21 protein-coding genes are annotated in these 26,388 nt (G+C 31.6%); 17 read left to right on the plus strand and 4 right to left on the minus strand.

What is annotated here, in order from left to right; all coding sequences use genetic code 11:
• Positions 1-34: 34 nt before the first annotated feature.
• Entirely contained in the window at positions 35-1,042 is a 1,008-nt protein-coding gene (gap, locus tag QEJ31_RS13520) for a type I glyceraldehyde-3-phosphate dehydrogenase (RefSeq protein WP_280590902.1), read from the plus strand.
• A gap of 41 nt (positions 1,043-1,083) precedes the next feature.
• On the opposite strand, the gene QEJ31_RS13525 is transcribed toward gap, so the two are convergent.
• Positions 1,084-2,151: a hypothetical protein gene (locus QEJ31_RS13525; protein ID WP_280590904.1), complete on the minus strand. Its 1,068-nt coding sequence runs from the start codon at positions 2,149-2,151 to the stop codon at positions 1,084-1,086.
• A gap of 220 nt (positions 2,152-2,371) precedes the next feature.
• Between QEJ31_RS13525 and QEJ31_RS13530 the strand changes: the two genes are divergently transcribed.
• From QEJ31_RS13530 to QEJ31_RS13550, 5 genes are all read left to right on the plus strand, one after another.
• Entirely contained in the window at positions 2,372-2,821 is a 450-nt protein-coding gene (locus tag QEJ31_RS13530; RefSeq protein ID WP_158997489.1) for a histidine biosynthesis protein HisIE, read from the plus strand.
• Positions 2,802-3,935, plus strand: coding sequence for an A/G-specific adenine glycosylase (locus tag QEJ31_RS13535; protein WP_280590908.1), 1,134 nt, complete (start codon positions 2,802-2,804; stop codon positions 3,933-3,935). Before QEJ31_RS13530 ends, QEJ31_RS13535 begins: the two co-directional genes overlap by 20 nt.
• Positions 3,936-3,965: 30 nt before the next feature.
• On the plus strand, positions 3,966-5,483 hold the full coding sequence (locus tag QEJ31_RS13540) for an aldehyde dehydrogenase (protein ID WP_280590909.1): 1,518 nt from the start codon (positions 3,966-3,968) through the stop codon (positions 5,481-5,483).
• A 71-nt stretch (positions 5,484-5,554) separates the two neighbouring features.
• Positions 5,555-6,622, plus strand: a complete 1,068-nt coding sequence (locus QEJ31_RS13545; protein ID WP_280590912.1) for a hypothetical protein — start codon at positions 5,555-5,557, stop codon at positions 6,620-6,622.
• A gap of 75 nt (positions 6,623-6,697) precedes the next feature.
• Positions 6,698-7,285 carry a Fe-Mn family superoxide dismutase gene (locus QEJ31_RS13550; protein ID WP_280590913.1) on the plus strand — a complete coding sequence of 196 codons (588 nt, stop codon included), beginning with the start codon at positions 6,698-6,700 and terminating at the stop codon, positions 7,283-7,285.
• 2 nt (positions 7,286-7,287) lie between these two features.
• Here QEJ31_RS13550 and QEJ31_RS13555 read toward each other — a convergent pair whose 3' ends face one another.
• The gene (locus QEJ31_RS13555) at positions 7,288-7,998 is read right to left on the minus strand and encodes an ABC transporter permease (protein WP_280590915.1); all 711 of its coding nucleotides are present in this window, start codon (positions 7,996-7,998) and stop codon (positions 7,288-7,290) included.
• A 3-nt stretch (positions 7,999-8,001) separates the two neighbouring features.
• The gene (locus tag QEJ31_RS13560) at positions 8,002-8,892 is read right to left on the minus strand and encodes an ABC transporter ATP-binding protein (RefSeq protein WP_280590916.1); all 891 of its coding nucleotides are present in this window, start codon (positions 8,890-8,892) and stop codon (positions 8,002-8,004) included.
• A gap of 215 nt (positions 8,893-9,107) precedes the next feature.
• Here QEJ31_RS13560 and QEJ31_RS13565 point away from each other — a divergent pair, with 215 nt between their 5' ends.
• The 4 genes from QEJ31_RS13565 (at position 9,108) to QEJ31_RS13580 (ending at position 15,626) form a co-directional block, all read left to right on the plus strand.
• The gene (locus tag QEJ31_RS13565) at positions 9,108-10,700 is read left to right on the plus strand and encodes an FMN-binding glutamate synthase family protein (RefSeq protein ID WP_280590917.1); all 1,593 of its coding nucleotides are present in this window, start codon (positions 9,108-9,110) and stop codon (positions 10,698-10,700) included.
• A gap of 178 nt (positions 10,701-10,878) precedes the next feature.
• Positions 10,879-12,477 carry an APC family permease gene (locus tag QEJ31_RS13570; RefSeq protein WP_280590919.1) on the plus strand — a complete coding sequence of 533 codons (1,599 nt, stop codon included), beginning with the start codon at positions 10,879-10,881 and terminating at the stop codon, positions 12,475-12,477.
• Positions 12,478-12,654: 177 nt separating this feature from the next.
• On the plus strand, positions 12,655-14,499 hold the full coding sequence (locus QEJ31_RS13575) for a hypothetical protein (RefSeq protein WP_280590922.1): 1,845 nt from the start codon (positions 12,655-12,657) through the stop codon (positions 14,497-14,499).
• A 35-nt stretch (positions 14,500-14,534) separates the two neighbouring features.
• A complete protein-coding gene (locus QEJ31_RS13580; RefSeq protein ID WP_280590923.1) occupies positions 14,535-15,626 on the plus strand; it encodes an aminopeptidase in 1,092 nt (363 codons plus the stop codon).
• Here QEJ31_RS13580 and QEJ31_RS13585 read toward each other — a convergent pair.
• The gene (locus QEJ31_RS13585) at positions 15,535-16,797 is read right to left on the minus strand and encodes an MFS transporter (protein ID WP_280590925.1); all 1,263 of its coding nucleotides are present in this window, start codon (positions 16,795-16,797) and stop codon (positions 15,535-15,537) included. The genes QEJ31_RS13580 and QEJ31_RS13585 overlap by 92 nt on opposite strands.
• A 501-nt stretch (positions 16,798-17,298) precedes the next feature.
• Here QEJ31_RS13585 and QEJ31_RS13590 point away from each other — a divergent pair.
• From QEJ31_RS13590 to QEJ31_RS13620, 7 genes are all read left to right on the plus strand, one after another.
• The gene (locus QEJ31_RS13590) at positions 17,299-18,396 is read left to right on the plus strand and encodes a Glu/Leu/Phe/Val dehydrogenase dimerization domain-containing protein (protein ID WP_280590926.1); all 1,098 of its coding nucleotides are present in this window, start codon (positions 17,299-17,301) and stop codon (positions 18,394-18,396) included.
• Positions 18,397-18,900 carry an EVE domain-containing protein gene (locus tag QEJ31_RS13595; protein WP_280590927.1) on the plus strand — a complete coding sequence of 168 codons (504 nt, stop codon included), beginning with the start codon at positions 18,397-18,399 and terminating at the stop codon, positions 18,898-18,900.
• A gap of 13 nt (positions 18,901-18,913) precedes the next feature.
• Positions 18,914-20,089, plus strand: coding sequence for a thiolase family protein (locus QEJ31_RS13600; RefSeq protein WP_280590929.1), 1,176 nt, complete (start codon positions 18,914-18,916; stop codon positions 20,087-20,089).
• 330 nt (positions 20,090-20,419) lie between these two features.
• On the plus strand, positions 20,420-21,124 hold the full coding sequence (locus QEJ31_RS13605) for an outer membrane beta-barrel protein (RefSeq protein ID WP_280590930.1): 705 nt from the start codon (positions 20,420-20,422) through the stop codon (positions 21,122-21,124).
• 77 nt (positions 21,125-21,201) lie between these two features.
• Complete coding sequence (locus QEJ31_RS13610) at positions 21,202-21,918, plus strand: hypothetical protein (RefSeq protein WP_280590931.1); 717 nt, start codon at positions 21,202-21,204, stop codon at positions 21,916-21,918.
• A 165-nt stretch (positions 21,919-22,083) separates the two neighbouring features.
• The gene (locus tag QEJ31_RS13615) at positions 22,084-24,924 is read left to right on the plus strand and encodes a DEAD/DEAH box helicase (RefSeq protein ID WP_280590933.1); all 2,841 of its coding nucleotides are present in this window, start codon (positions 22,084-22,086) and stop codon (positions 24,922-24,924) included.
• A gap of 50 nt (positions 24,925-24,974) precedes the next feature.
• Positions 24,975-26,300 (plus strand): MFS transporter, encoded by a 1,326-nt coding sequence (locus tag QEJ31_RS13620; protein ID WP_280590935.1) that lies wholly within the window; start codon positions 24,975-24,977, stop codon positions 26,298-26,300.
• Positions 26,301-26,388 lie beyond the last annotated feature (88 nt).

A 26,388-nucleotide genomic window follows, 5' to 3' on the forward strand; every position in this document is an offset into this window, starting at 1 on the left:
CATGAAGCCAAACATTTTAACTTGGAGGTAACTCATGACTATTAAAATAGGGATCAATGGTTTTGGTCGCATTGGCCGTTGTGTACTAAGAGCATTAAAAAATGAAAAAGATATTGAAGTCTGTTTGATTAATGATTTAACAAATGCTAAAACTCTTGCACACTTATATAAATATGATTCTGTGCATGGAAAAGCGGAACAAACTGTAGATTGTCAAGAAAATGCTTTAATAATAGATGGTAAAAATATACCAATTACTGCAATTCGTAATCCAGCAGAAATTCCATGGGGCAATCATGGTGTAGATATTGTGTTAGAGTGTACTGGACTTTTTACTGAAGGCGATAAAGCATCTGCACACTTAAAAGGTGGAGCAAAAAAAGTTATTTTAAGTGCTCCTGGAAAATCTATTGATAAAACTATTGTGATTGGTGTTAACGATTCTGAGTACGATATACAAAAACATCATATTATAAGCAATGGTTCTTGTACTACAAATTGTTTAGCGCCATTTACAAAAGTAATTCATGAAAAGTTTGGAATTAAAAAAGGTTTAATGACAACTATCCATTCCTATACAAATGATCAAAACATCTTAGATTTACCACACAAAGACTTAAGAAGAGCGCGTGCAGCTGCTGTTAGTATGATTCCAACATCAACTGGAGCAGCTAAAGCTATTTCAGAAGTAATACCATCTTTGGCTGGTAAATTAAATGGATTTGCTGTTCGTGTACCAACTCCTAATGTTTCATTGGTTGATGTTACTTTTGAATTAGAAAAATCTGTTACTGCATCTGAAATTAATACAGCTTTAAAAGCAGCTTCTGAATCATATTTAAAAGGTATTTTAGGTTATTCTGAAGAACCTTTAGTAAGTTGTGACTATAATGGGTGTCCAAACAGTTCTACAATTGATGCTGAATATACAACTGTTATTGGTGAAAATATGGTAAAAGTTCTTTCTTGGTATGATAATGAGTGGGGCTTTAGTAATCGTATGGTTCAATTGACTCGTTTAGTAGCGACTGGAAAATATTAATATTTTTCATTTATTACAATATTAACCTTTAAGTGATAAGATCATTTAAAGGTTTTTTTTATTCTTGTTTTTCCATACCATAAATTTCTACTTAATCCTCTACTTAATGCTGATTCTGCCAATATTGCTAAAAAGTCTTTGTATTGGATTCCTATTTCTTTAGCCATTAAGGGAAGGACACTATAATAATAAGAGATGCCAGGTAATGTATTTGCTTCTAAAAAGTAAGGATTTCCTTTATCATCACATCGCCAATCAAATCGAACAAGATCTTTCAAATTTAAGTATTGAAATAAAATTTCAGAACTATTTTTAATTATATTCTCATTTTTTTTGGATAATTTAGGAAAAGTAACTTTTTCACCCATATGCTCTTTAGATTTATTTGCTAAGCCATAAATTTTATCTTCAACTTCAATTTCAGCAATTGGTAAAACTTTTCCAGGTGTTCCAATTATTCCTGAAGTAAATTCCCTTCCAGAAAGAAATTTTTCTAATAAAACCCCATCTGGATATTTTTCCAAGAGTACTTTCACTTTCTCATAAGTTTCTAATTTTGAATTGGACATAGAATAGCTAGCATCAATTCCCATGCCAGAACCTTCTCCGTCTGGTTTAATAAAATGTGTTTCTTTAAAAAATTTTGTTGGAATTTTACGGAAGTCTTTAATATTTTTAATTATATAAAATGGTGAAGTTGGAATTTTTAATAAATTACATAATAATTTAAGTTGGGTTTTACTCATACAAACAGATTGAGCATAAGGATCAGATCCAATAAATGGAATTCCTGATAATTCACACAATGAAGGTATCCAACCTTCACGTGCAAGTGATCCCCAACCTTCCACTAAACTATGTATTAAAGTACATTGGGAACTAAAATCAGACCATTTTGGAAGAAAACTGGAATCTAAAGGAAAAAGAATTACAGAAAAACCTAGTTCTTTCCAAGTTTCACAAATTTTATCGATTGTATTTTTTGTCTCCCACTCAGCAGATGCGTCATCAGGAAAAATTATATTTTGTGTATTTTCTAGTTTCCTAGGTAAATCATATATAAGACCTAGTATTTGATTTTTATTTTCAGAAGTAAAAATAGAACTCATAATTTTCTTCCCCTTAAAAAAATTATTTCATGATCTTTAAAATTTTCCAAAAAAATTTCTAGAACAAAGATATCCTTGTCTATCATGATAAAATAATTTCTTAATAAAAATAAATAAAAAATGGTATTGCCTCTACCAATTTTTTTTGGCATGAGTTAAATTAAGACTGGACCGTGGTATTGTGTACGGTTAAAAATAAAAATTGAAAGGAGTCTGTTTTATGGCTGAAACAAAGCGTAAGAAAGCTGGAGCAAAAAAATCGTCTGCAAAGAAGAGTGCAAAGAAGGTTGCAAAAAAAACTTCTGTAAAGAAAAAGAAAGTTGCAAAAAAACCAGTTAAAAAAACAGCTGCAAAAAAGAAAGTAGCTAAAAAGTCAGCAAAAAAAGCTGTAAGAAAAAAAACAGCAAAAAAAGTAAGTTCTAAGAAAAAAACTTTAAAACGTGGTCGTCCAACAAAATCATCAGCAAAGAAACGTGGTCGTCCAACAAAATCATCAGCAAAGAAACGTGGTCGTCCAAAGAAGGCTGTTGTTAAAACTCCAAAGAAACGTGGTCGTCCAAGTAAATTAGATAAATTAAAACAATCCATGAGACGCGGTCGTCCAAGAAAATCTTCTGGAGATAAAGCACATTCATCTAATGAAGTGATGAATGAACAAGGAAATATATAATAAACACAAAATAACAACTGTTGATTTGTGTTTGTTTTTCAATATGAAGAATTTTTCAAAAGATTTATTAGATTGGTACAATGTTAATAAAAGACCATTTCCTTGGCGTGAAAATATTAATGTATATCACACTTGGATTTGTGAGATTATGAGTCAACAAACAATTCTTTCTGTTGTCTTGCCTCGTTATAAAGAATTTATTAAGGAACTACCAAATTTAAAATCGTTAGCCTTTTGTGAAGATGAAAGACTCAGAAAATTATGGGCTGGTTTAGGCTACTATGCTAGAGCCCGTAATTTAAGAAAAGGCGCTCAATTTATTATAGATGAATTTCAAGGTACTTTTCCGACAAATTATTCTTCATGGATTAAGGTTCCAGGCTGTGGACCTTATACTGCTTCCGTTATTGCAAGCATATGTTTTAACGAACCAGTTGCCTGTGTTGATGGAAATGTTGTCAGAGTCGTAAGCCGTTTACTAAATTTACAAGCCAATGTTTGGGATAAACAGGGACAAGATTATATTCATCGTTACGTTAATCAATTGATACCAATAGAAAGTCCTGGTGATTTCAACCAAGCAATGATGGACTTAGGTGCGACTGTTTGTAAAAAACAAAATCCTACCTGTGAAATATGTCCTGTTAAACATTATTGCCAAGCTTTTAATAAAGAAACAGTTTCATTATGTCCACCTGTAAAACCTAGGAAAAATAGTCAAGAAGAAAATATTGTTGCAGTTATTTTTAAAAAAATCTCATCTGATGAGGTTCTCCTTATAATGAGAGAGCAAGGTTTTTTAGCGAAAACTATAGGATTTCCTTTAATAAGTTCCAATGAAAACTTAAAAATACAAATTTCATTGGATGCAATTAAAAAAATGGGTTTTTCTTTTACTAAATTAACTGGAGAATTCAAACATAGTATAACCCACCATAAAATTGTTGGAACAGCTATACTTGTAAATGATTTTAATTTTAATAGTAAAACAGAAAAAATTTTCCAAAAACAGTTTAAATTTTCTGAACTGCAGTGGATACCTTTTTCACAATTAAAGCATAATTTGTCATCTTCTCTTGACCTTAAGGTATTAAAAATCTTATCCTCCATTTAAGTGCTCAACTCACTTAATGAGGATATTCAAATGGCTATACAATTAAATCTGATTCCTCCCTATATTAATGGAAATTTTCATTCAACAACTAAAACAGAACATATTTTTTCTGTAAATAATCCAGCAAATCCTTCAGACATTTTGGCAACAGCAAGTTGGAGCAAAGAACTTGTCGATCCAGTTTTGCAAGGAATGAAAACTGCGCAAAAAAAATTCCGCTTAACTTCACTTGATGAAAGACTTTCCTATTTAAAAAAAGTAATTGGCTTTTTAAAAGAAAATGCGGATGAAATTAAAAGTAACATGATGCTCGAGCTGGCACGTTCAAAGGTTGCGGTTGAAGAAGAGTGGTCCTTGTGTGAAAAATTATTTGCTGCGTTACCTGAATTTTGTAAGCAAGCTTTATCTGTAAAGAGAGATGAAGAAGGTTGGGAGTGGCAATACGCTCCTTTGGGTTTAGTTCTTGTTTCTTCTAATATAGCTTTGCCCGTTTATACGTTACTAAGCAGTGTATTACCAGCTTTAGCTGCAGGGAATGCTGTTTGTATGCGTCCTTCATCACATTGTTTGTTATCGGGTTCTTTGCTTGCAAGTGGGTTTCATCAGGCATCATTTCCCCCTGGAGTTGTGCAAATTGTATATGGTGATTTTGAAGTTTTTCGTCGACTTGTTCTTACACATCAATTTGACACTATTTTATACACTGGCGGGGAAGAAAGTTTGGAACAAATTCGAAGAGATACTTCGACTCAACAAAATGCGCGCTTGGTTTTGTGTGGAGGTGGAAAAAATGCTGCTTACGTAACAGAAACAGCAAACATTTCTGCTGCGATATCTAAAATTGTGTATGGAGCCTTTCTGGATGCGGGGCAAAGATTAGAATCGACAAATTTAGTCTTTGTCGACCAAAAGATATTTTCTGAATTTCAGGACAAATTAGTGAGTGCTGTGAAATCTATGCCAATAGGTGCGCGCGAAGATTTAACCCGTTCAGATATTCATGTAATGGAACCTTTATGTAGTTCAAACTCATGGGAAAGATTTTTAAGGTTCCAGGGCATAGCAGCTAGAGAATCAGATGATACCTTAAGGTGGGGTAAACCAATTGATAATAATGGGAATGGTTATTTTGTCTCACCAGGTGTTCATTTTATGCGTTCGGATAAAGTATTAAAAAGTATTTATGCATCGAACGCTTTTTTTGGCCCTGATATTTGTCTGATTGCAATTCAGGACAGACAAGAGATGATCAATATTTTAGATGATTTAGGGGCTACCCGTTGCTTGGGTGTACATTCTCAATTTGTAGAAGAAGTTTATGAAATTCGTCAACGTTCAAGCGTTCCTTCAATACTTTGGAACACTTCAACTATTGAATTAAATCCTTTGTTACCAAGCATTGGCCGAGGAAAAGCGGGAAATAGTTACATTACTGGAGTACGTTTTTTATTGTCCACTGTTTATCCGCAGGTACTGAATTTATCGGCACCTTTTGCCGCAGTTGAAAGTGACATTCGGAGCAGCAAGAAAAAACAAAATAACGTTTAGTTTATTTAACATTATTGATTGATTTAATTCTTCGTCGATAACTCCAGCAATATTAAAATTTGGAGTATCGTTTGCCGTTTTTAATTTTACCCCCAACAATCATGATTTCAGAGAACCCTGAGATACCAATTGCTATTAAAAAAAAGGCGATCGATTATCAAGATTCTTTATTACAACAATTAGGAATTGTTAAAACTCAAGAAAAATTTAATTTACAAAAAGGTGCTTATCGCGGTTTAAGAGTTTTTGATTGGAATCAGGAATACGATGCTTACTTGGCAACGTATTTTCTATTCAATGTTGGGAAGCAACAAAAACAAGAATATTTGCAAGGCGCTTCAGTGGTAAGGTATAAGGATTGTTTGCAGATTGGGGCAATTTGGAAATTCAGTGAAAAAATTGCTCCCATTTCATTTCCTGATTCTCTTGTTCCTTTAAGTACTGTTGTAAAACGTAGTTTTTCAAATATTGCACCAGTAAAAATAAATTCATTTTATGATTTTCGTTCAGAAGACAGAATGGAAAACTTATTAGATTTGTATTTAGGGGAAAAATTATCAGCTAAAGGTATATTAAATATAACTAATCTTTCTCGAATTGTTTGCAAAGGAAACTATCAAGAACAATTAAAAAGTCCAGAAAATGTCGATTTTCCAGGAAAAGCATTGAATTTAGTAAAAATAACTTTTAAATCTGAATATAATGAGAAAAAAAAAGATTGGCCAAAGGTAACAATCCTTTCTCAGCTAAATTCAGGTGTGTTTGCACAAAAAAACAAAGATTTGTTTAATGATGATAAGCCACAATTGTTTAATCCTGAAACAATATCTGATAATCTTGTAAATAAATTGCTTCCTGAATTGCATGATTTATCTAAAGAAGAATTTAAAGTTATTCGCCGCTATAGAGGATGGATCTATCTTGATAAAGGTAGAGGATTTGGATTACAAATTGGGATGCGATTGATAGGTCCTGAAAATGCAAAAATTCATATCATTCGCTACTTGCCGCAAGTAAACGGTGAAATTGATTCTTGTATTGCTTTTATTCGTTATGAAGATGATAAACGACCTGTTAAAGTTGGAGATATGTTAAAAATAGATCCTACAATTTTTCCAAAAAAAATGAATTCGAAGTAAGTTCAAAAGTTTGCATATCAACTATTTTGATGTTTTAATCCATATCGTATTCTAAACAAGCTATGGGAGGGAAAAATGGCTAAAGAAATTCGTAGTTTTAAACATTTATTAGGGAAATTAGAAGGTATTAGCGATCCTCAACTAGAAGCTCATTTTGGTTTGTATGAAGGTTACGTTAAGAAACTAAATGAAATTGATGAAAAATTAGAAAAAACAGACAAATCTTTAACAAATTACAGTTTTGGTGAATATGCTGAATTAAAACGCAGACATTGTGTTCCTTACAATGGTACTTACTTGCATGAAATGTATTTTGATAATTTATTATCAAATGAAAGCCCTTCACCGCAATTTGAAAATTTAGCAAAAGCTTCTTTTGGTAGTCTTGACAATTGGAAAGCTGATGTGAAAGCTACTGGTTTAGCGGTGCCAGGATGGGTTGTGACTTGTGTAGAAACAGCTACTGGGAAATTAAAAAATGTCCAAATTATGGAACATCATATAGGATTTCCATTAAATCATGTGCCGGTTCTTGTTATGGATACTTGGGAACATGCTTTTTTTCTTGATTATAAAGCAAACAGAGGCGCATACATAGACACATTCTTTAAAAATATTAATTGGTCTATAGTCAATCAAAGAGTGGCTCAAGCAATTAAATAATCTTAATTGCTTTTTAAATTTTTGCTGTATGTACGTTGAAATGCAAAGATAAGAAAACAAGATAATCCGCAGAGCCAAAGAATTGGGGTTATTGAAAAAGCATTTTGTTCTAAATAAGTAAACGATATTTTTGCCCATTGATATGTAGGTACAAGTTCTCTTAAGTACTTAAAAACTCCTTCGTTGGGTAAAGAAAATGAACCAAATAATAAAAGTAAATTTAATAAAGTAAAAATGCTTCTTGATGAATCTGGGTTGGCAATATAACCAATTGTCATGCCTAATAACGCCATTGGTATGCCACCTAATAAAGCAACAAAAGCTAATATGCCAAAGTTAGAAAAATTCAAAGGTAACCCTAAAATAAAAATAGCAACAGTAGCTAAGGTAACTAAATTGATGCTAGAAAGAGCTAATGTATGTAGTAATCGACCAAATATCATAGGTTTTAATCCAACTGGTAAACTTCGCAAATATTTCGCCCAATCTGAATTTTTTTCTTGTGATACCCCCATTCCTAACAACATGAGTGCAACAGTTTGTACAGAATAGTTAAAAAATATAACAACCGCACCTAGTGGGTTGCTATTTTCCCAATGATTTGCAAATAATAAAAGCATTAACGGAGGAAAAATAAGGGTGAAAAACAATGCAGGAACATTTCTTGTTGTGCTTGAAAATAATAATTTGAAATATAAAATAGAGAGTTTCACTATTTAATTTCCTTTGGACAGATGAATAAAGGCGGATTCTAAATTTTCTTTTTGAATTTGTAAATTTTTAAAAGGCACTTTTTGCGTGACTAAATCAGAAATGAAATTGTCTGAATTTGTTGTTTTTATAGAATAAAAATTATTATCAACTTCAAAGGAAGATATATAAGGAAATGTATCTAAATTTAATACAGAATCACAGTAAAAAGTAACAAAAGAAAGATTAAAATTAGCTCTTTTTTTTATATCTTCTATACTACCATCTGCAATTATTTTCCCATTTGCCAATAAAAGTATTCTTGTCGCTATTTGTTCTATTTCTTCAAGGTAATGGGTAGTCAAAAAAATAGATTTGCCATTGTTGGCAAAATTTTTGATTGTTTTTAACAATATTTTTCTAGACTCCACATCTAAACCTGTCGTTGGTTCGTCCAAAAAGACTAAGTTAGGATTCCCAATAAAAGCTAGAGCTAATGCAAGCCTTCTTTTTTGACCTCCTGAAAGTTTTGTTGCCTTTATTTTCAAAAAAGATTGCAATTGGAAAAGATCTATCATTTGTTCAATGGAACAAGGGGATTCATAGTGAGCTTGGACAAATTTTAAAAGTTCAACAGTGTATATGCCTTCCGGAAAGTCAACATTTTGGGGAGTTAAACCTACATGTGCTCTTGCCTGAGGATCTATAGGATTTTTTCCATACAAAAGTATTGAACCCGCGTCAGGTATCACTTGGCCTAGCATCATTTTAATGGTGGTTGTTTTTCCTGCTCCATTGACACCTAGTAAAGCTATAATTTCATTTTCATGAATTGAAAAATTAAGATTTTCAATGACATTTTTATTTTTGTACTGTTTGTATACTTGATTGATAGATAAAATAGAATTCAACGTCATAGTTCCGCATCTCCAATAAGTCACATGTATTGCTTTTTATGTAGAGACGCAAGAAGAGAAGGGTATGCATGTTTTATTAAATCTTATTTATACACTTTGGTTTTTCATTTTTTTGTCACATTTTTTCTAATTCATTTTTGCTGATAAAATCATTTCATTTTATCCTATAAAATATCAAATCTTTAGTTATAGCAAGTTTGTTATTTGGGGAAAAAATGCGTAATTTATTTATCATAATATCAAGTTCTTTACTACTGCTAAATATGATAGCATATTTCATATATCCTCCATTTTTATTTTCATTAATTATCATTATTCCAGTAATCGTAGTTGGAATTAAAGATATGGTACAAACTTCGCATACATTAAAACGTAATTTTCCAGTATTAGCTCATTTTCGCTATATGTTTGAAATGATAAGACCAGAAATTCAACAATATTTTGTTGAATCAGATACGGATGGAGTTCCCTTTAACAGAGAGCAAAGAACAGTAGTATATCAGCGAGCGAAAGCTGTTCGAGATTCAGTCCCTTTTGGGACACGAAAAAATGTGTATCAAATTGGGTATGAATGGGTAAATCATTCTTTACAGCCTACTTCTATGAGTCCTGAAAATCTTAGGATAATGATTGGAGGAAAGGACTGTTTACAGCCATATAGTGCAAATTTATTAAATATTTCTGCAATGAGCTATGGTTCTCTAAGTAAAAATGCAATTTTAGCTTTAAATGCAGGGGCGAAAGATGGTGGTTTTGCCCAAAATACAGGCGAAGGTGGAGTTACACCATATCATTTAGAAAATGGTGGAGATATCATTTGGCAAATAGGAACGGGCTATTTTGGTTGTAGAAATAAAGACGGAAGTTTTAATGAACTTGAATTTGTAAAAAAAGCTGCGCATATACCACAAATAAAAATGATAGAAATTAAACTCTCCCAAGGTGCAAAGCCGGGACATGGAGGCATTCTTCCTGCAAAAAAAGTAACCCCAGAAATTGCAGAAATTCGTGGTGTTCCTTTAGGTAGAGATGTTTTATCTCCTCCTGCCCACTCAGCTTTTACTTCACCAACTGAAATGATGTATTTCATCGGGAAGTTGCGCAAACTTTCTGGCGGAAAACCCGTTGGAATTAAATTGTGTCTAGGAAATAAATGGGAATTTGTTGCGTTGTGCAAAGCAATGTTACTGACAAACATGATGCCTGACTACATTTCAATTGATGGTGGAGAGGGAGGGACAGGAGCAGCTCCATTAGAATTTACAAATTCGGTTGGAACACCTGGAATAGATGCTCTCATTTTTGTGCATAATTGTTTAGTTGGATTTGGCTTACGCAAAAAAATAAGAATTATGTCATCTGGTAAAGTAACGACTGGATTTGAAATGATTAAATTGATTGCTTTAGGAGCAGATCTTGTTTATTCAGCTAGGGGAATGTTACTTGCGCTTGGTTGTATTCAAGCATTAAAATGTAATTCAAATGATTGTCCTACTGGCATTACTACGCAAGATCCTCAGCTTATTCAAGGACTAGTTGTAAAAGATAAACGGAAAAGAGTGGCTCACTTTCACCATGAAACTATAAAAAGTATGGTAGAAATTATAGATGCTATGGGATTAGAGGGAACACACGAGCTTCGACCCTGGCATGTGATGCGGCGGGTGAGTGAAACAGAATCAAAAAGCTATGCGGAAATTTTTGAATATATTCCTGAAGGATCTTTGCTATCCAATAATATTCCAACCTCCTTTGAAACAGCGGTGAAATTAGCCAGTCCTGAAACATTTAAACCGCTTTTTGTTTAAGATTGATAATCAAAATTTAAAAGTAGTTGAAGAGACGATAGCTGTTCCATCCACAATTATAACATCTTATTTTTTTTCTGTTTTTCAAAATAAGGCATAAAAATTAAAAGTTTAGTTTTCAATGTAGGAATTTATTATGTATATTTCGATTTCAACGACTTTTGCAAGAGGTTTTTAAATGGAATTAAAACGTGGAATTTCAACTTCAGGCATATTATTTGCTTCTGTTAGTGCGACGATTGGTTCTGGATGGCTGTTTGGATCTTTATATGCCTCGAAAATGGCAGGTCCTGCAGCAATATTATCGTGGTTAATTGGTGCGATAGCAATTATTATAATAGCTCTTTGTTTTTCAGAGCTCTCAACTATGTTTCCGGTTTCAGGTGGAATGAGTATTTTTCCTCAATTGACCCATGGTAATTTAGTTTCTTTCATGTTGGGTTGGATCTCTTGGTTAGCTTTTATTGTTATTGTTCCTATCGAAGTTTTAGCTGTTATCCAATATGCAGCAAATTTTTTTCCAGATTTAATGCTGAAAGATAAATTAACAGCTTCAGGTTATGTTTTAGCCTTTTTTTTAACCGCATTTTTATTATTAATTAATGTAACAAGTGCAAGATTTATGTCTAAAACAAGTTTTTATATCACTATTTGGAAAATTTTTATTCCTTGCTTACTAATAGTTTTATTTTTTTATAAATCTTCACATATTGAAAATTTAACAAGTCATGGTTTTGCTCCAAATGGGATGCATGGAATTTTTGCTTCCCTCTCAATTGGCGGAATTATCTTAGCATATAATGGTTTTCAACCTGGCGTAGCGCTAGCTGGAGAAACGAAAAATCCCCAAAAAAGTATTCCTATTGCAATAATTGGTTCCATGTTAATTTGTATGGTTATTTATTGTCTATTACAGCTAGCATTTATCTTGGCAATTCCGCCAGAATTATTAGGGCAAGGATGGGATAAATTAACATTTCCGGGTGAAGCTGGTCCTTTTGCTGGATTAGCTACAGTAATAGGTATTGCTTGGTTCGGAATGATTTTATATTCCGATGCCCTAATTTCCCCATTTGGAAGTGGTATTGTTTTTATGGCTTCTTCCGCCAGAGCTTCATATAGTATGAGTAAAAGTGGGCAAATGCCAAAGATGTTTCAAAAATTATCTAAAAATGGAGTCCCAGTTTCTGGACTAATAGTAAGTTTTATTGTTTCTTTACTTATATTTGCCTTTTTAGATAATTGGCAAGAAATGGCAGCTTTTTATGCCGCAGCTATTTGTTTGTGTAATGCTGTTATTCCTGTGACGTTATATGTATTGCGAAAAGATTTTCCTAATTTACCAAGACCTTTTAAAGTTTTTAACTATCGCATTGTTTCATTTCTCGCATTTTACATTAGCAGTATGCTTTTATTTTGGAGTGGCTGGAACATCATGTTAAAATTAAGTGTTATTATAGTAATTGGTTTTTTCTCTTTAATACTTATTAGAAAATTTAGCAATCAAAATTTTTCATTTGATCTGCATGGTTTTTCTTGGTTATTATTTTATATGCTATCTTTAGGAATTGTAACGTATCATGGAACATATGATGGTGGTTCTGGGATTATTAAAAACGGAGTAGATTTTATTTTAATTGCTGTAATTTGTTTTATTTCTTTAGTTCTTGCAACAAAATTTAAATTAACGAAAGAAAAATCAAATGCCGCAATAAATAAAACTATGCAAGAATTGCAAAATGAAAGAAAAAAATATAATAATCAGCAGGTTGCTTAACTACTTTGAATAATTTTGGCTGACTACTCATTCCTATAGGGGTGAGTAATTTACACTATTATTTTTTTGGCAATATTAACTAGGAAAAAGATTCATTCTTTGTCGGGAATATTAATTTCAGCAATTTAAAATCTACATAAAATAATATTAATAAGAATATTTTTTTGTAGGTAAAGTATGTTTCCATATTTAATTATTCTTCTGTTTGTCTTTACTGGTTGCAATTATTTTCAAGAAGGCACTTTATCTGTCAAAGTCGAGAGCCAAGGGCAACTTCTTGCAAATAGTTCAGTTACTTTATATCAAGTTAATGAAGTTGATAAAAAAAGAAAGAAAATTATTGAAGGAAATACTAATAGTCAAGGATTTCTTAAGTGGAAAGTAGATTTCTCTAAATTACAACAAATGAAAATATTCGTTCAAAGTAACAATCTTGATAAAATATATTTCCCTGAAATTGTATCAGTAAATGCTCCAAAATGGTGGCAAGATAGAGATCTTAATTTGTCCATTTCTTTAAAAGAAATTCCTTTAAATATCAAAGAAAAAAATGATAAAATTGATATTAAAAATTTATCAGAGAATGAAACAATCTTAGATTTTCCGCTTGAACCCTTAAATCAAACCGTAACTATAGCCCAAATAGAAGAAAACTTACCTGCAGAAACATTCCAAGACAATTTAACAATCACAACTCTATCAGAAAATGACAAACAATTTTCCAATTCTTGGACTGAAAAAACGATATTCAAAAATTCCCCTATTTTGAATACCATAACCGAAAAAAAATCTGTATTATTTGAAGATACAATAACAATAACAGTATATTCCCAGAATCGTCCCATTGAAGATGCTTATGTGTTTTTTGCTCGAAATGGGACTCAATCTGTACGTTTGATTGGCAGTACTGATTCTTCAGGTGTGATAACGACATCTGTGCTGCATTCTTTTAGACCCGATTCTATAGTAGTCAAAAAAGACAATTTTATAACAAATATTAGACCATTAGCTTCAGGAAGTGGTAAACAAGAATTAAGAATAGAGGTAACTGAAGGAAAAAGTTCTGATTTTTTAATTCAAAATTATGCTTATTTCGTTGGAAGAGGAATAGATAAAACAGAATTAAAGCTTAATTCTTTAAAATTAGACGTTTCTGGAATGCTTGGTTTCGTTTCTACTCCAAAACAGTTAGATGAAAAATCTTTTCTTTCCATTACACAAAAGAATGCAATTCCAAATAATATTGACTATAAAACCCTGAAAAAAACCTTTGAAGTTAGTAATTTAAGTAATCAATTACCAATTTTGTATGTTTCTGCCTTGCAGCCATATAGGCCTGCAGTAGGTTTAGTTGAACCTTCTATTCTTGGTGTGTTACAAAATAATTCTATTTGGAGAAGAGCAAGGAGAGAGTTTTTTTCAAGATTTATGAATGAAATGTCTCAAAGAAGTATCATTTCTGATGAAGTGAATAAAATAGCAAACTCGTTAAATCTTTCTGCAATAGAATTTGCGCAAAGAGGCTGGAAAGACACAGTATTTGCTGGAGATATAGATATTTTAATGCAAATTGCATTTGAAGAAAATGAGAATGGAAAAGATTATACTTTAATTGGAAAAGTTTTTGACAAAACTGGAAAGGTAATTTTTGAAAAAGATCAAGTTTTTTCAAGTGAGGAAGCAGAAAAAACAGCTGCAAATTTGTATTCTCTGATGCTTTTTAATCTTCCATTAGAAGGAAACATTATTAAAAAAAATAAGAAAGAAGTAACAATAAATTTAGGAAAAATTAATTACCTTTCGGGAACAGATTTATTTGCAATATTAGCACAGAAAAATCCAATGAGTCCTCCTGAAAGAGTTATAGGTTATGGGAAAGTTAAAGAAATTCTTGAAAAAGAAAGTGTTTTAGAAATACAAGTAGGGCAAGAATTAGTTGACAAAAATGAAGTATTAAGAGTGATTCGATATCCAGAAAGTGTTATCCAAAATGAAATTCAAAAACGTATCGCTGGTTATTGATCTTTTTTTTGAGTGATTTGATATTGAGGTTTAAGTTGAAAAAAAAGTTAATATTTTTAAGTGTATTTTTCTTTACTGGCTGTTATTCCTTTGAACAAGGTTATGGACAATTTTCTTTACTGCTAAAACAACAAAAAATAGAAGATGTTCTAAATGAAAATAAAGAACCCAAAGAACGAATAGAAAAATTGAAATTAGTTAGACCTATTTTAACATTTGCTGAACAAGAAATTGGTTTGACACCAGGAAATAGCTACAAAAAATATGTTGCATTAGAATCTTCTGCAGTTTCTTGGGTGGTGCAAGCCGCAGATAAAAGAAAATTAAAACTAAAAACTTGGTGGTTCCCTATCGTTGGAAGTCAGCCATACTTAGGTTTTTTTGAGAAAGAAAAAGCTTTTAAACAAAGAGATACTTTAAAAAACGAAGGATATGATACTGTCATGGGTGGTGTTTCTGCATTTTCTTTGTTGGGTTATTATCCAGATCCTATTTATTCATCTATGCTTGATCAGTCTAGTTTATCAGAATTTATAGAAGTATTAATTCATGAATCTGTCCATAGAACATTATATATTCCTGATTATTATTCTTTTAATGAAAATTTAGCAGATTTCATTGCAAAAAGAGCTACTGTGCATTTTTTAGATTTGCATCCTGAATTAAAAATAAGTTCCCAAGAATATTTTTCACAATATAAAAGAAATTTATTAGCGCAAAAGAAATTTCAAGAATATTTAGGGAAAATAAAAAATGATATTACTGAATTTTATGAATATGCAGATAAAAATTTAGAATTTAAAGATGAAACTATATTTTTAGCGGAAAGAGAAATTAAATTTAATCAAATTGCTAGTGAGTATAAAAAATTTATGAATGGATTAGAAATAGGAACAAACTATGAATTTTCTTTTCAAAAAGGAAAAATAAATAATGCTGTAATTCTTAGTTACTCCATCTATGAAGCTAAACAAGAACCATTAGAAAAAGCATATCAAAACGCAAAGCAAAATCTTAAATTAATGCTTAAAAATCTTAAGAGTTGTTTATCTGGTTCTTTGCAAGATGAGAAGGACCTTTGGAGTAAGGTTGAAAACTGCCGTTCTGAAAATGAGTTAAAACCATAAATAATGGGGTACTTGCAAGTAATACAAAGCCAATTACCAAGTATGATATTTGATTAGAAAAATAATCAGAGATGAAAAAATTTAAACTAGGACTAAGTAACATTCCAATAGAATAAATAAGATTAATGAAACCATATCCTATATGATATAAGCCTTTTAAATCAGTCATATCAATTTCATCAGCAAAAGCGGATAATACAGGACTAATTGTAAATGCACAGGCTATACCTAAACATGCCATTAAAATAAAATACATTGTTAAATTTGTAGTGCTTGAAGTCATAAAAATAAAAATAAGTCCACTTGCTAACATTCCAAAGGGAATTACTTGTAATTTTCCAAACTTTTCAGCAATTTTTGCTGCAATTGGTGAGACTAAGGCTAAAGTTAAAACTTGAGTTCCAAATAATAAGCCAATCGTTTCACTGGTTGCGTTAAAATTTCTAGATGCTAGTAATGCAATGCTAGGTTCAAGATATGATAGCATAAATGATTCTAATAAAACTATCCCTGATAGTGCAAGAAGAGTTTTGTTATGAGCTGTAAGTTTTAAAAAATTAACTAAATTATATGTTCTTTTTTCAGTAAATACTTCACTATTTTTTGAAATACATATTATGACTAGCATACTAAGAAGAGTGATTAATCCAACAGTATAAAATGGCAAAAATATTCCGCCAAATTCATACATAAAACCGGCAAATGGGGCACCGATTAAGTGACCAATGGAAACTCCAATCATTGCAGTTGCAAGGGCAGATGATCTATGTTGTGGGTGGACACTTTGGGCAACTAAACTTAAACCACAAGTCCACGTAATAGCTGCTGCAGAACCTTGAAGAAATCTTGCAAATAATAATAAAGAATAATTATTACTAAAAGGAAATATTAGACAAGAGAGAAGAAGAAGTAAGCCACCTATTAAGAGAGCGTTTTTATTACCAATGCTTTTAGCTATAAAATAAACAAAAGGAACAAATACAAAAAGCCCAATTGCATACATAGCTAAAAACAAACTAATGTGTGTATCATTTAAGTTTAGCATTTTATCAGTATATATAGGAATTAAAGGAACAATTATTCCATAACTCATAGCATCAACAAACATGGCAAAAGCTACAGCAATAACTGTTATAATTTTATTATTTAATCTATTCATAAACATCGGCATGACACAGCACCTATTTGTTGATTTATAATTCAAAAAGTTCATACATGATTTACTTTTTAATTATCAATGTTATTCAATTTATATGTGTTGAATAATTACTTTAAGCCGAAGAATATGCGCTATCCTATCCAGCATAAAGATAAAGGTAAGTGATCACGCCGGTCCAGGGCTCGTTGGTAATAAACTTGTTCCATTAAAAATAAATTTCATAAAACTCCAAAAAATTTCCTAATTAATTATAGCATAAAATTTAATAAAATACTATGCCAAAATTTTTTTCTCAAAGAATTCTAGTAAACTATTTTAATAGTAATAAGTTAATTACAAGAACTAACAATGAAAAAATTCACTTCCAATATTTTAATCGGCAGGCTACTTGTAAAACTTTTCACTTTTGGTAAGTATAAGGTATTAATTTGAAGTCATGGCAACATTTAAATAGTGTTATTTTTACATTTATAATTTTTTAAAGAAATTATCTTAAAATATTAAGGGGTTACTATGAAGCTATTTACTCAAGTAGAAACTATGGGGCATGAGCAGGTTGTCTTTTGTCATGATCCTTCCTCAAACTTAAAGGCAATTATTGCTATTCACGACACAACGTTAGGACCTGCATTAGGGGGGACTAGGCTTCTACCTTATGATAATGAAGAAGATGCGCTGATGGATGTTCTTCGATTGAGTAGGGGAATGACTTATAAGGCTGCATGTGCGGGGTTGTCACTAGGTGGTGGAAAAGCTGTTATTATCGCAGATCCAAAACAAAAAACGGAACAGATGTTTCGCTCATTTGGACGCTATGTTCAATCACTTGGGGGACGTTACATTACTGCAGAAGATATGAATACTAATGTAACAAACATGGATCACATTAGGTTAGAAACAAAATATGTGACTGGAGTATCAGCGGGCTTAGGGGGAAGTGGAGATCCCAGTTTTATGACAGCAAAGGGTACATTTTTTGGAATCCAAGCTGCAATGAAACATAGATTTGGGAAAATCGATTTTAATGGAATGAAAATTTCTATCCAAGGAGTTGGTGCTGTTGGAAAACATCTCTGTAAATTCTTACATGAAAAAGGTGCTAAATTATTTGTAACAGATATTGATGATAAAAAACTTGCTGAAATGCATGCACTTTATAATGCAACCATTATTAGTGAAAAAGAGTTATTTAATTTAGAAGCTGATATCTATGCTCCTTGTGCTCGAGGCGCTACTCTCAATTCTGTTTCAATTCCAGCTTTAAAAGTTAAAATAATAGCAGGATGCGCAAACAATCAGCTCGAGGAAGAAGATAAGCATTCAAAAATGTTAAAAGATTTAAAAATTCTCTATACACCAGATTATGTTATCAATGCAGGCGGCTTGATCAATGTTGCAAATGAAATTACTGGTTATAATTTAGAGAAAGTTGAATCTGAAGTTGCCCGAATTGCGTTAACATTAGAAACTATTTTTACTGATGCTGACAAACATGGCATTTCTACTCATGAAGCAGCTAAGCGATTCGCTGAAAAAAGAATTAAAAGTGTTTCAAATCTGAAAGTCATGTCTCAGTTTGAAAACTCAGCAATAGGAAAATTAAAAAAATAAATGTCCTTAAAAAATATTAATGAGTATCTCCCAACTAGATTTTGGTTGATGAAAACTGAGCCTAATGTTTTTTCTTTTGCAGATTTACAGCAAAAAAAAGATCAAAAAGAATTTTGGGATGGAGTGAGAAATTATTTAGCAAGAAATTTTATGCAGAAAGAAATGCACGTTGGTGATAAAGTATTATTCTATCATTCAAATGCAGAGCCAACAGGAATAGCAGGAATTGTTGAAATTGTAGAATCAGCTCGCCCAGATTTATCAGCTCTTGATCCAAAGTCAAAATATTTTGATCCTAAGTCTACAAAAGAAAATCCAAGGTGGTTTGCTGTTACTGTAGGTAAACCACAAAAATTTTCTCAATTTGTTTCTTTAATGCAATTAAAAGAATATAAAGAATTACAGAGTATGCTTTTGTTACGAAAAGGTCAGAGACTTTCAATATTACCTGTTTCTGAAGAAGAATTTCATTTTATAGTAGAATTGGGCAGTCAAAAAAAATAAAGGACTGAAGCTTATGAAAAATATATATGTGGTAGCTGCAAAGCGAACTCCTATTGGGCGTTTTCAAGGAGTGTTCAAACAAACATCAGCTCCAAAATTAGGAGCTATTGCTGTAAAAGCAGCTATTGAAGCGAGTGGTTTAAGTAACACACATGTTGAAGAAATAATAATGGGTCAAGTATTAACTAGTGGAGTTGGACAAGCACCTGCTCGCCAAGCCGCTATCTATGCAGGACTTCCTGATTCCGTGCAAGCTTTAACCGTTGGAAAAGTATGTGGTAGCGGACTGAAAGCCGTTGCATTAGGAGCTCAATCTATCATAACCCAAGATTCAAATGTTGTTGTAGTTGGGGGGCAGGAAAGCATGTCTTGTGCTCCCTATATTCTTCCGCAAGCGCGTGATGGAATGCGCATGGGGCATAAAGAAATCATCGATTCTATGATTCAAGACGGGCTTTGGGATCCATATAACAATTTACATATGGGAAATTGTGCTGAATTTTGTGCAAAAGAATATCAGTTTACAAGAGAAGCTCAGGATCAATTTGCCAAAGAAAGTTACTTAAGAGCTAGAAAAGCAATTGAAGAAGGGTTATTTAAAAATGAGTTGACTGCAGTTACAGTAACAGCAGGAAAAACAACGCAAAATATTGAGACCGATGAAGAGCCTCTTGCATCTGATTTGAATAAAATGGAACAATTAAAACCTGCATTTGAAAAAGACGGAACAATTACTGCTGCAAATGCTTCAAAAATAAATGATGGAGCAGCGGCTTTGGTATTAGTTTCAGAGGAAGCGTTAAAAAAATATAATTTAAAACCGTTGGCTAAAATAGTGAGTTGGGCAGGACACGCTCAAGAACCGAAATGGTTTACCACTGCACCTGTGACGGCTATGCAGCGTGCACTGCAAAAAGCAAATCTTACTGCAAATGAAATTGATCTTTATGAAATAAATGAAGCTTTTGCTCTAGTTACTATGGCCGCCATGAAAAAATTAGAAATACCTCACAGTAAAGTTAATATTCATGGAGGAGCTTGCGCTTTAGGACATCCAATAGGTGCTAGTGGGGCACGAATTCTCACAACATTAATTCATTCTCTTCAACACTATAAGAAAAGATATGGCTTAGCTACTCTTTGTATAGGTGGGGGGGAAGGTTTTGCAATGATTATAGAACGGGTTTAATTTTAGGAAACTTTATACTTTCAAATATTGAATAAAAGTGCTTTTACCAAACTGAAAAAGCGGGGTTAATTGTAAAAAAACAATTAAACTTGCTTTTTTTTACTACACAACCACATGAAATCACTTGCTATTTATAATTCAATAAAATTAAATAGTTAGTTAATTTATATTTTTTATGTAATAGTTATTAGTATTTATCTGAAAATTTTATTTTTAATCAAACGGTAAGATACCCAAAAATTGGTAGTTATTTGTCATTCTCCCAAATATTGATTAATTCATAGCATCCTACATTTTTGGTAGGCTATTTTTTAAAAATAAGGAGAATTTATGAAACGTAATGCGTTAATTTCTTTAGCAGGTTCTTTAGTAGTTGCTAATTTTGCATTTGCTCAAGAAAATTCTAAAATTGGTCTCGATGTTTTAGCTGGTGCGGGTTATTCTCATTATAATGGGTTTAAATCCGGAGATAAATCAGATGACATTAAATTTAATGGATTTAATGTTAATGCAACTGCTTTGTATTCTATTATGAAAACAGAAATGGGTTCACCAGTAGTAGGTCTTGGACTAAATTACAATCAAATGAAATCTTCTACAACTTCTGATGATGTACTAGATTTTTCTGGTAATGATCTAAACGTTAGCAATTATTTTAATGCTAAAACGTTAGCAATTATGACTAATTTAGGATATAAATTTACACCCACTTCTAAGTTAGCAATATTTGCTTTAGCCAACTTAGGTTACGGATTTTATAACAAATTAGATGCTAATGTTACAATTAAAGATGTTAATGGAAAAAATGTAACTGATAATTATCCTAAAACTGAATTTGAATTGAAAGATCATTTTATCTATGGTGTTAGCGTTGTTGGAACTTATGAAATTGTTGATAATTTCAGTTTAGGTTTAGGCGCTACATATAACAGACACCAAGCTAAAATTGAAACAAAACGAAATGGTGCAACTGCATCTAATAACGGTAGCTTCAACGAGTTCTCAACGAACCTAATAGCTTCTTACAGCTTCTAATTCAAAAGGGTTATGCAAATAACCCTTTTTTTTTGCGAAAGATAAAAGAATTATCTTTTTTTTGAAAAGGATGTCCCTTGCTCAAAGTATTCATCGTATTTTCATGCGCAATGATCTGTCCTGTATTCGCTAGTTCACAACTTATTCAAGATGAACAAGATACTACAAATCATCATTTTTCAATTCAACCTGGATTTTCTTATTTCAGCCCTTTTTTAAAAGATTTAGATAATTTTCCATTAAAAAATCCTTTTCTTGGGTTTCATCTTCGGGCAAATTATTTTTATTCTCTTTTATCAAATAACATGTTTTCCCCAGTTATTGGTTTGGGAGCTGAATATCAAAATTTGGCTAGTAGAAGTATAGCTAGTAATAATCAATTTAAATATAAATTAAAGGCATCTTATGAAGCCTTTTTATTTTATCCAACGATAGGAATAAAAGCTAAATTTGGTGACATTTATTCCTTATTACTTAAGACGAGATATTCATTCTTTAATATTTCTTCTTTAAATATTACTGGTTCTGCTAGTAATTCTAATCAACAGGCACAAATTACTTCTGCTATAAAATTTGAAAGACAAAATGTTTTTGGAATTGATTTAGAAAATTCTTTTCAAATTTATAAAAATTTTGGAATGTCTTTCGTTGTTACTTACCAAAATCATCAAACGGCATACTCTGGTGAAATAGAAACGGAATTGAATAATGCCGTATTTAAAAACGTACTAGCTGAGAAAAAAATAAATTTTCATGAATTTTCTTCGAGTTTATCTTTTTCTTATCAGATTTAAAATAATTTATCTTAAATTTTCAATTAAAAAATATTTGCTTAAATATTATAAATTTAGAAAATCAATTCTTTGTTCTGGAAATTATTGTTTTTTCTTTGTATATTTCAAAAATGGCAAATGCGAAATTGGCAGTCCCATCCTTGGAAGGATTTTTTGGAGGAAGTTTTGAAGAAGAAATCAAGTCATGAAAACAGAAACGGTGATAAAACCTTAAAAGATAAAAACTCAAGAAATCCAAAATTTCATAGTCATTCTAAAGGAGGAAGGGAAAATCCTTCTGCCCAAAAAAAGGATAAATTTCGCAATAAATGGAACGGTGAAAAAAAAGGTAATTTTTTTCGAGGGAAAGACAAAGAGCGTTTTCCAAATATAGATTTTGATGATTACTTAGAAAGTAGGTTTGGAGCAGAATTATTACAAAATTTAGCAAACTCAACCCATACAAAAATTAAACAATTGCTATCAGGTCAGGCCACTGTTGAAGATTTAGGAATTCTTTCTACAACTCAACATGGAGAAAGTAACGAAAAAAAGAAAAGTATAATTTCCCAAGAAAAAGGATTTTCTAAATTACAACCTACAAAGTCTTATTTAAAAACAAAAAAAGAAACCTTTGTGCCAGAAAATGTTAAAGAAACAAATGTTCAAAAACAAGAAGATATTCCCAAACCTACCAGAGGTTTTGCTTTAGCTAAGTATAAAAAAGAAATGGAATTTAAAGAAGAAATTCCTTCTCCAAAAAGTAACAGTAATAGCAATTTAAAATTAGACGAGAAAAGTTTAAAAACACCTAGTGGTATGACACTTGATGATTGGCAATATCAAGCACTTCAGGCGTTATTAGCCGGTAAAAATGTAATTGTAGATGCCCCAACTTCTGCTGGTAAAACGCGAGTCATTGAAGCTCTATTAGAATATCGTTTACCAGAAGGAATAAAATTAATTTATACAAGTCCAGTAAAAAGTCTGAGCAATGATAAATACAGAGAGTTTTCAGAAAAATATGGTCGTGACAAAGTAGGAATAAATACCGGGGACTTTAAAGAAAATCTAGCTGCTCCAATCATGTTAGCAACACTTGAAACTTATCGAAATAGTTTATTAGGAATAGAGCCTAATATGAATAGGCGAGTGGTTGTATATGATGAATATCATTTTTTACAAGACGAAAGTAGGGGTAGTGCTTGGGAAGAATCTTTAATCTTAACTCCAAAAGATAGTCAGTTGGTTTTGCTGTCCGCAAGCGTCCCAAATAGTGAAGATTTTGCTGCTTGGATTCAATTTTTAACAGGAAAAGAATCCGTGGTAATTAAAGTTACAAAAAGACCTGTTCCTTTAGTTCATCTAGTTTATACCAAATTCGGTTGGATTTTTGGTGAAGAGTTACCTTTATCAAAAGAAGATGAGTTTACTATTTTGAAGTTAAATAAAATGAAAAGGCGAGACAATAAGCGTTTTCGAGGCAGGGAAGTTTATCAAACGTTATGTGCTCCCATAGCGCATGCTTTGGAACAAAAAATGGGTCCTATTGTAGTTTACGCAGGGAGAAGAGGTGATGTTGAAGGAATAGCCTTAAGTTTATCAAAACAATTTAAAAAAGAGTCTTTCGGAGATGATATTGATAAACTGAGAGAAAGAATTAAAACGCTTTCTGGTTTTGAATATGTTCCTGCTGAATTGCAAAAACTAGTTACAAAGTATGGAATAGCATATCACCATAGTGGAATGATTCCTCCAGGTCGGGTTGCAATAGAAACTTTGTTGAAGGAAGGTTTATTACGCGTTTGTTCAGGTACAATGGGAATAAGTTTAGGTGTTAATTTTGCAGTTAGAAGTGCATTTATTTCAGATGAATCTCGTCCTAGTGAAGGCGGAGAAACAATTTATTCAAATACAGAAATAATGCAAATGCTTGGAAGAGCAGGGCGTCGTGGACATGATTCACAGGGCTTTTCATTATGGCTAAATGTAGGAAGGTATATCGCCCAAAAACCTAAAGAGCGGGAAAAATGCAAAAGTTCTTTAAAATTTGATCCTACAACTGTCATAGGAATATTAGGACAACATCAAAGTATTGCTTATTTGTCGATGTTTTATCAAAAATCTTTTTTTATGCGCACAAAAGATTCTGCACAAGTTTTTGTTTCAGATCACGATTTAATTTCTGCAACTCTTTATCAAAAATATGAACTGGATAAAATTGAATGTGAAGATATTCCCAACACATACAAAATGTTTCAATCTGGAAAAAAACGCTCTACTATAGCATGTAATAGATGTGCAGCTAAAAAAGTGTGTCATAATTTAATGCAGTCTGCCAATCAAAGTATGTTAAATAAAATTATTCAACATTTGCAAGATGTAAATGCTTTAGAGGGATCAGTACCTACTTTAATGGGTAATTTAGCACGACATTTTCCTCAAGCTGGAGGACTCATAATTGCAAATTGGTTGGCGCAAGGATTAATTAATAAAGATACTTTCAGTGATTATTTGCAAGCAATGTCAGCCTTTGGTGCTGCGCATTTTAAAGAAATTCCAACAACTTTTGCAGATATTAATTTTTTAAATGATTTAGAAATACCAAAATTAATTAATAAATATTATCCAAATTATTTATTTCCAGAATTATATGATGAAATTAAGCCTAAAAAATGGGAAGAAAATGCAAGTCCAGAAATTACTTTCAGGGAATTTAATTTGGGAGCAGCATCGATTGTCAAACTATGGCTAAATCCTCGAACGAAATGGGAAGATTTGGTTGAAGAACATTCTTCAAAATATTTTTCAGCTGGTGATTGTATGAATGTTTTATTCAGGTTTTATACATTCCTACAGAGCTGTACCCGACTGGTAGAATTTGATCCAGCATTAGCATCCGAGGCTAAAAGGCTACAAAAAATTCTTCTACGTGAACCGCTAGATGCAAGAAATAGAATGTTAGTTGAAGAAACAGATGAATTTGAATCTTCATCTGTAGGAAATGAAGAGGCAATAACAATTTAAAATTATTTTTTGCGCAACATATACCACTATCGAGTTTAATGGACTATATTATGGGAAAAATAGAAAAGTTGAATGATTTTGAAGAAAATAACAAGCAAAAATTAACTAAACAAGAAATTAAAATTTTTATGGTTTCTGCTTTAGGAAGTGCTTTAGAATTTTATGATTTTGTTGTTTATGTATATTTTGCAGGTATTATTTCTTCTTTATTTTTTCCAAGTTCTTCTCCTGTTACAGCATTAATATTAACTTATTCTATTTTTGCGTGTGGTTATTTTGCTCGTCTTTTAGGAGGAATTCTTTTTAGTCATATAGGTGACAGGCAAGGGAGAAAAAAACCCTTTATCTTAGCTGTATTTTTAATGGCTTTACCTACTTTCTTTATTGGCTTGCTTCCAACTTATCAATCAGTTGGTTTATTCGCACCTGTTTTCTTAGTTTTATGTCGTTTTATGCAAGGATTAGCTATTGGTGGTGAAATACCTGGTTCTTTAACATATATTTATGAAAATGTGCAAAAATCTTATCGTGGATTGGCTTGTGGGAGTTTATTTTTTGGTGTTACTTTTGGAACATTCTTAGGTTCTACAGTTGGTTTTGTTTTGACTAAATATTTAAGTCAACAAGATTTATATAATTGGGGATGGAGAGTTCCTTTTTTAGCTGGTGGTGTTTTGGGTTTATTTGGGGTTTATCTTCGAAATTTTTTGAATGAAACACCGGTATTTAATAAAATTAAAAATAATATTATAAAAGTTCCTTTAAAAGAGGTAATAAGTAATTATAAATTTTTAGTTTTTAAGTCTTCGCTTGAATTAGGAGTGGTTGCAGTATCAGTTTCTTTATTTATGCTTTATTTACCAAATTATTTGAAAACATATTTTGGTTTTCAAGCAGGTGAAATATTAAAAATAAATTCATTTTTTGTATTTATTTATTCTGTTTCAAATATATTATTTGGATGGTTTTGTGATAAATATGGGCCTGAAAGAGTATTCAGATTCTCTTGCATAATATTTCTACTTTTTGTTTATCCAATTTTTTCTTACTTTTCTCCGAATAATTTCTACCCCATTTTTGCTTGTTACATTTTAATGATTGTTGGAACAGCTGCTTCAACTGCTTCAGCAATGTATTTATTAATTAAATCTTTTCCACCACTTATTAGATTTTCAGGAGCATCTCTAAGTTATAATATAGCTTTTGCATTTTTAGGCGGTTTTACTCCTTTATTAGCAACCGCATTAATTGAAAAAACACATAATCTAACTTCACCGGCTTTTTTATTAATAATTGTAAGTTTAATAGCCCTTTTGAATTCGTTTTTAAGCGCAAAAAAAATTGAAAAAGTACATAAAACAGACTTTTTGAGTTAAATTAATTAATTGTTATTATTGAATAAATTTAAAATAATTTAATAATTATTAATTATCTAGGTTTTCCTCCGATTAATCACTGATTTCA

This window comes from Pigmentibacter sp. JX0631 (genome assembly GCF_029873255.1).
Lineage (GTDB): Bacteria > Bdellovibrionota_B > Oligoflexia > Silvanigrellales > Silvanigrellaceae > Silvanigrella.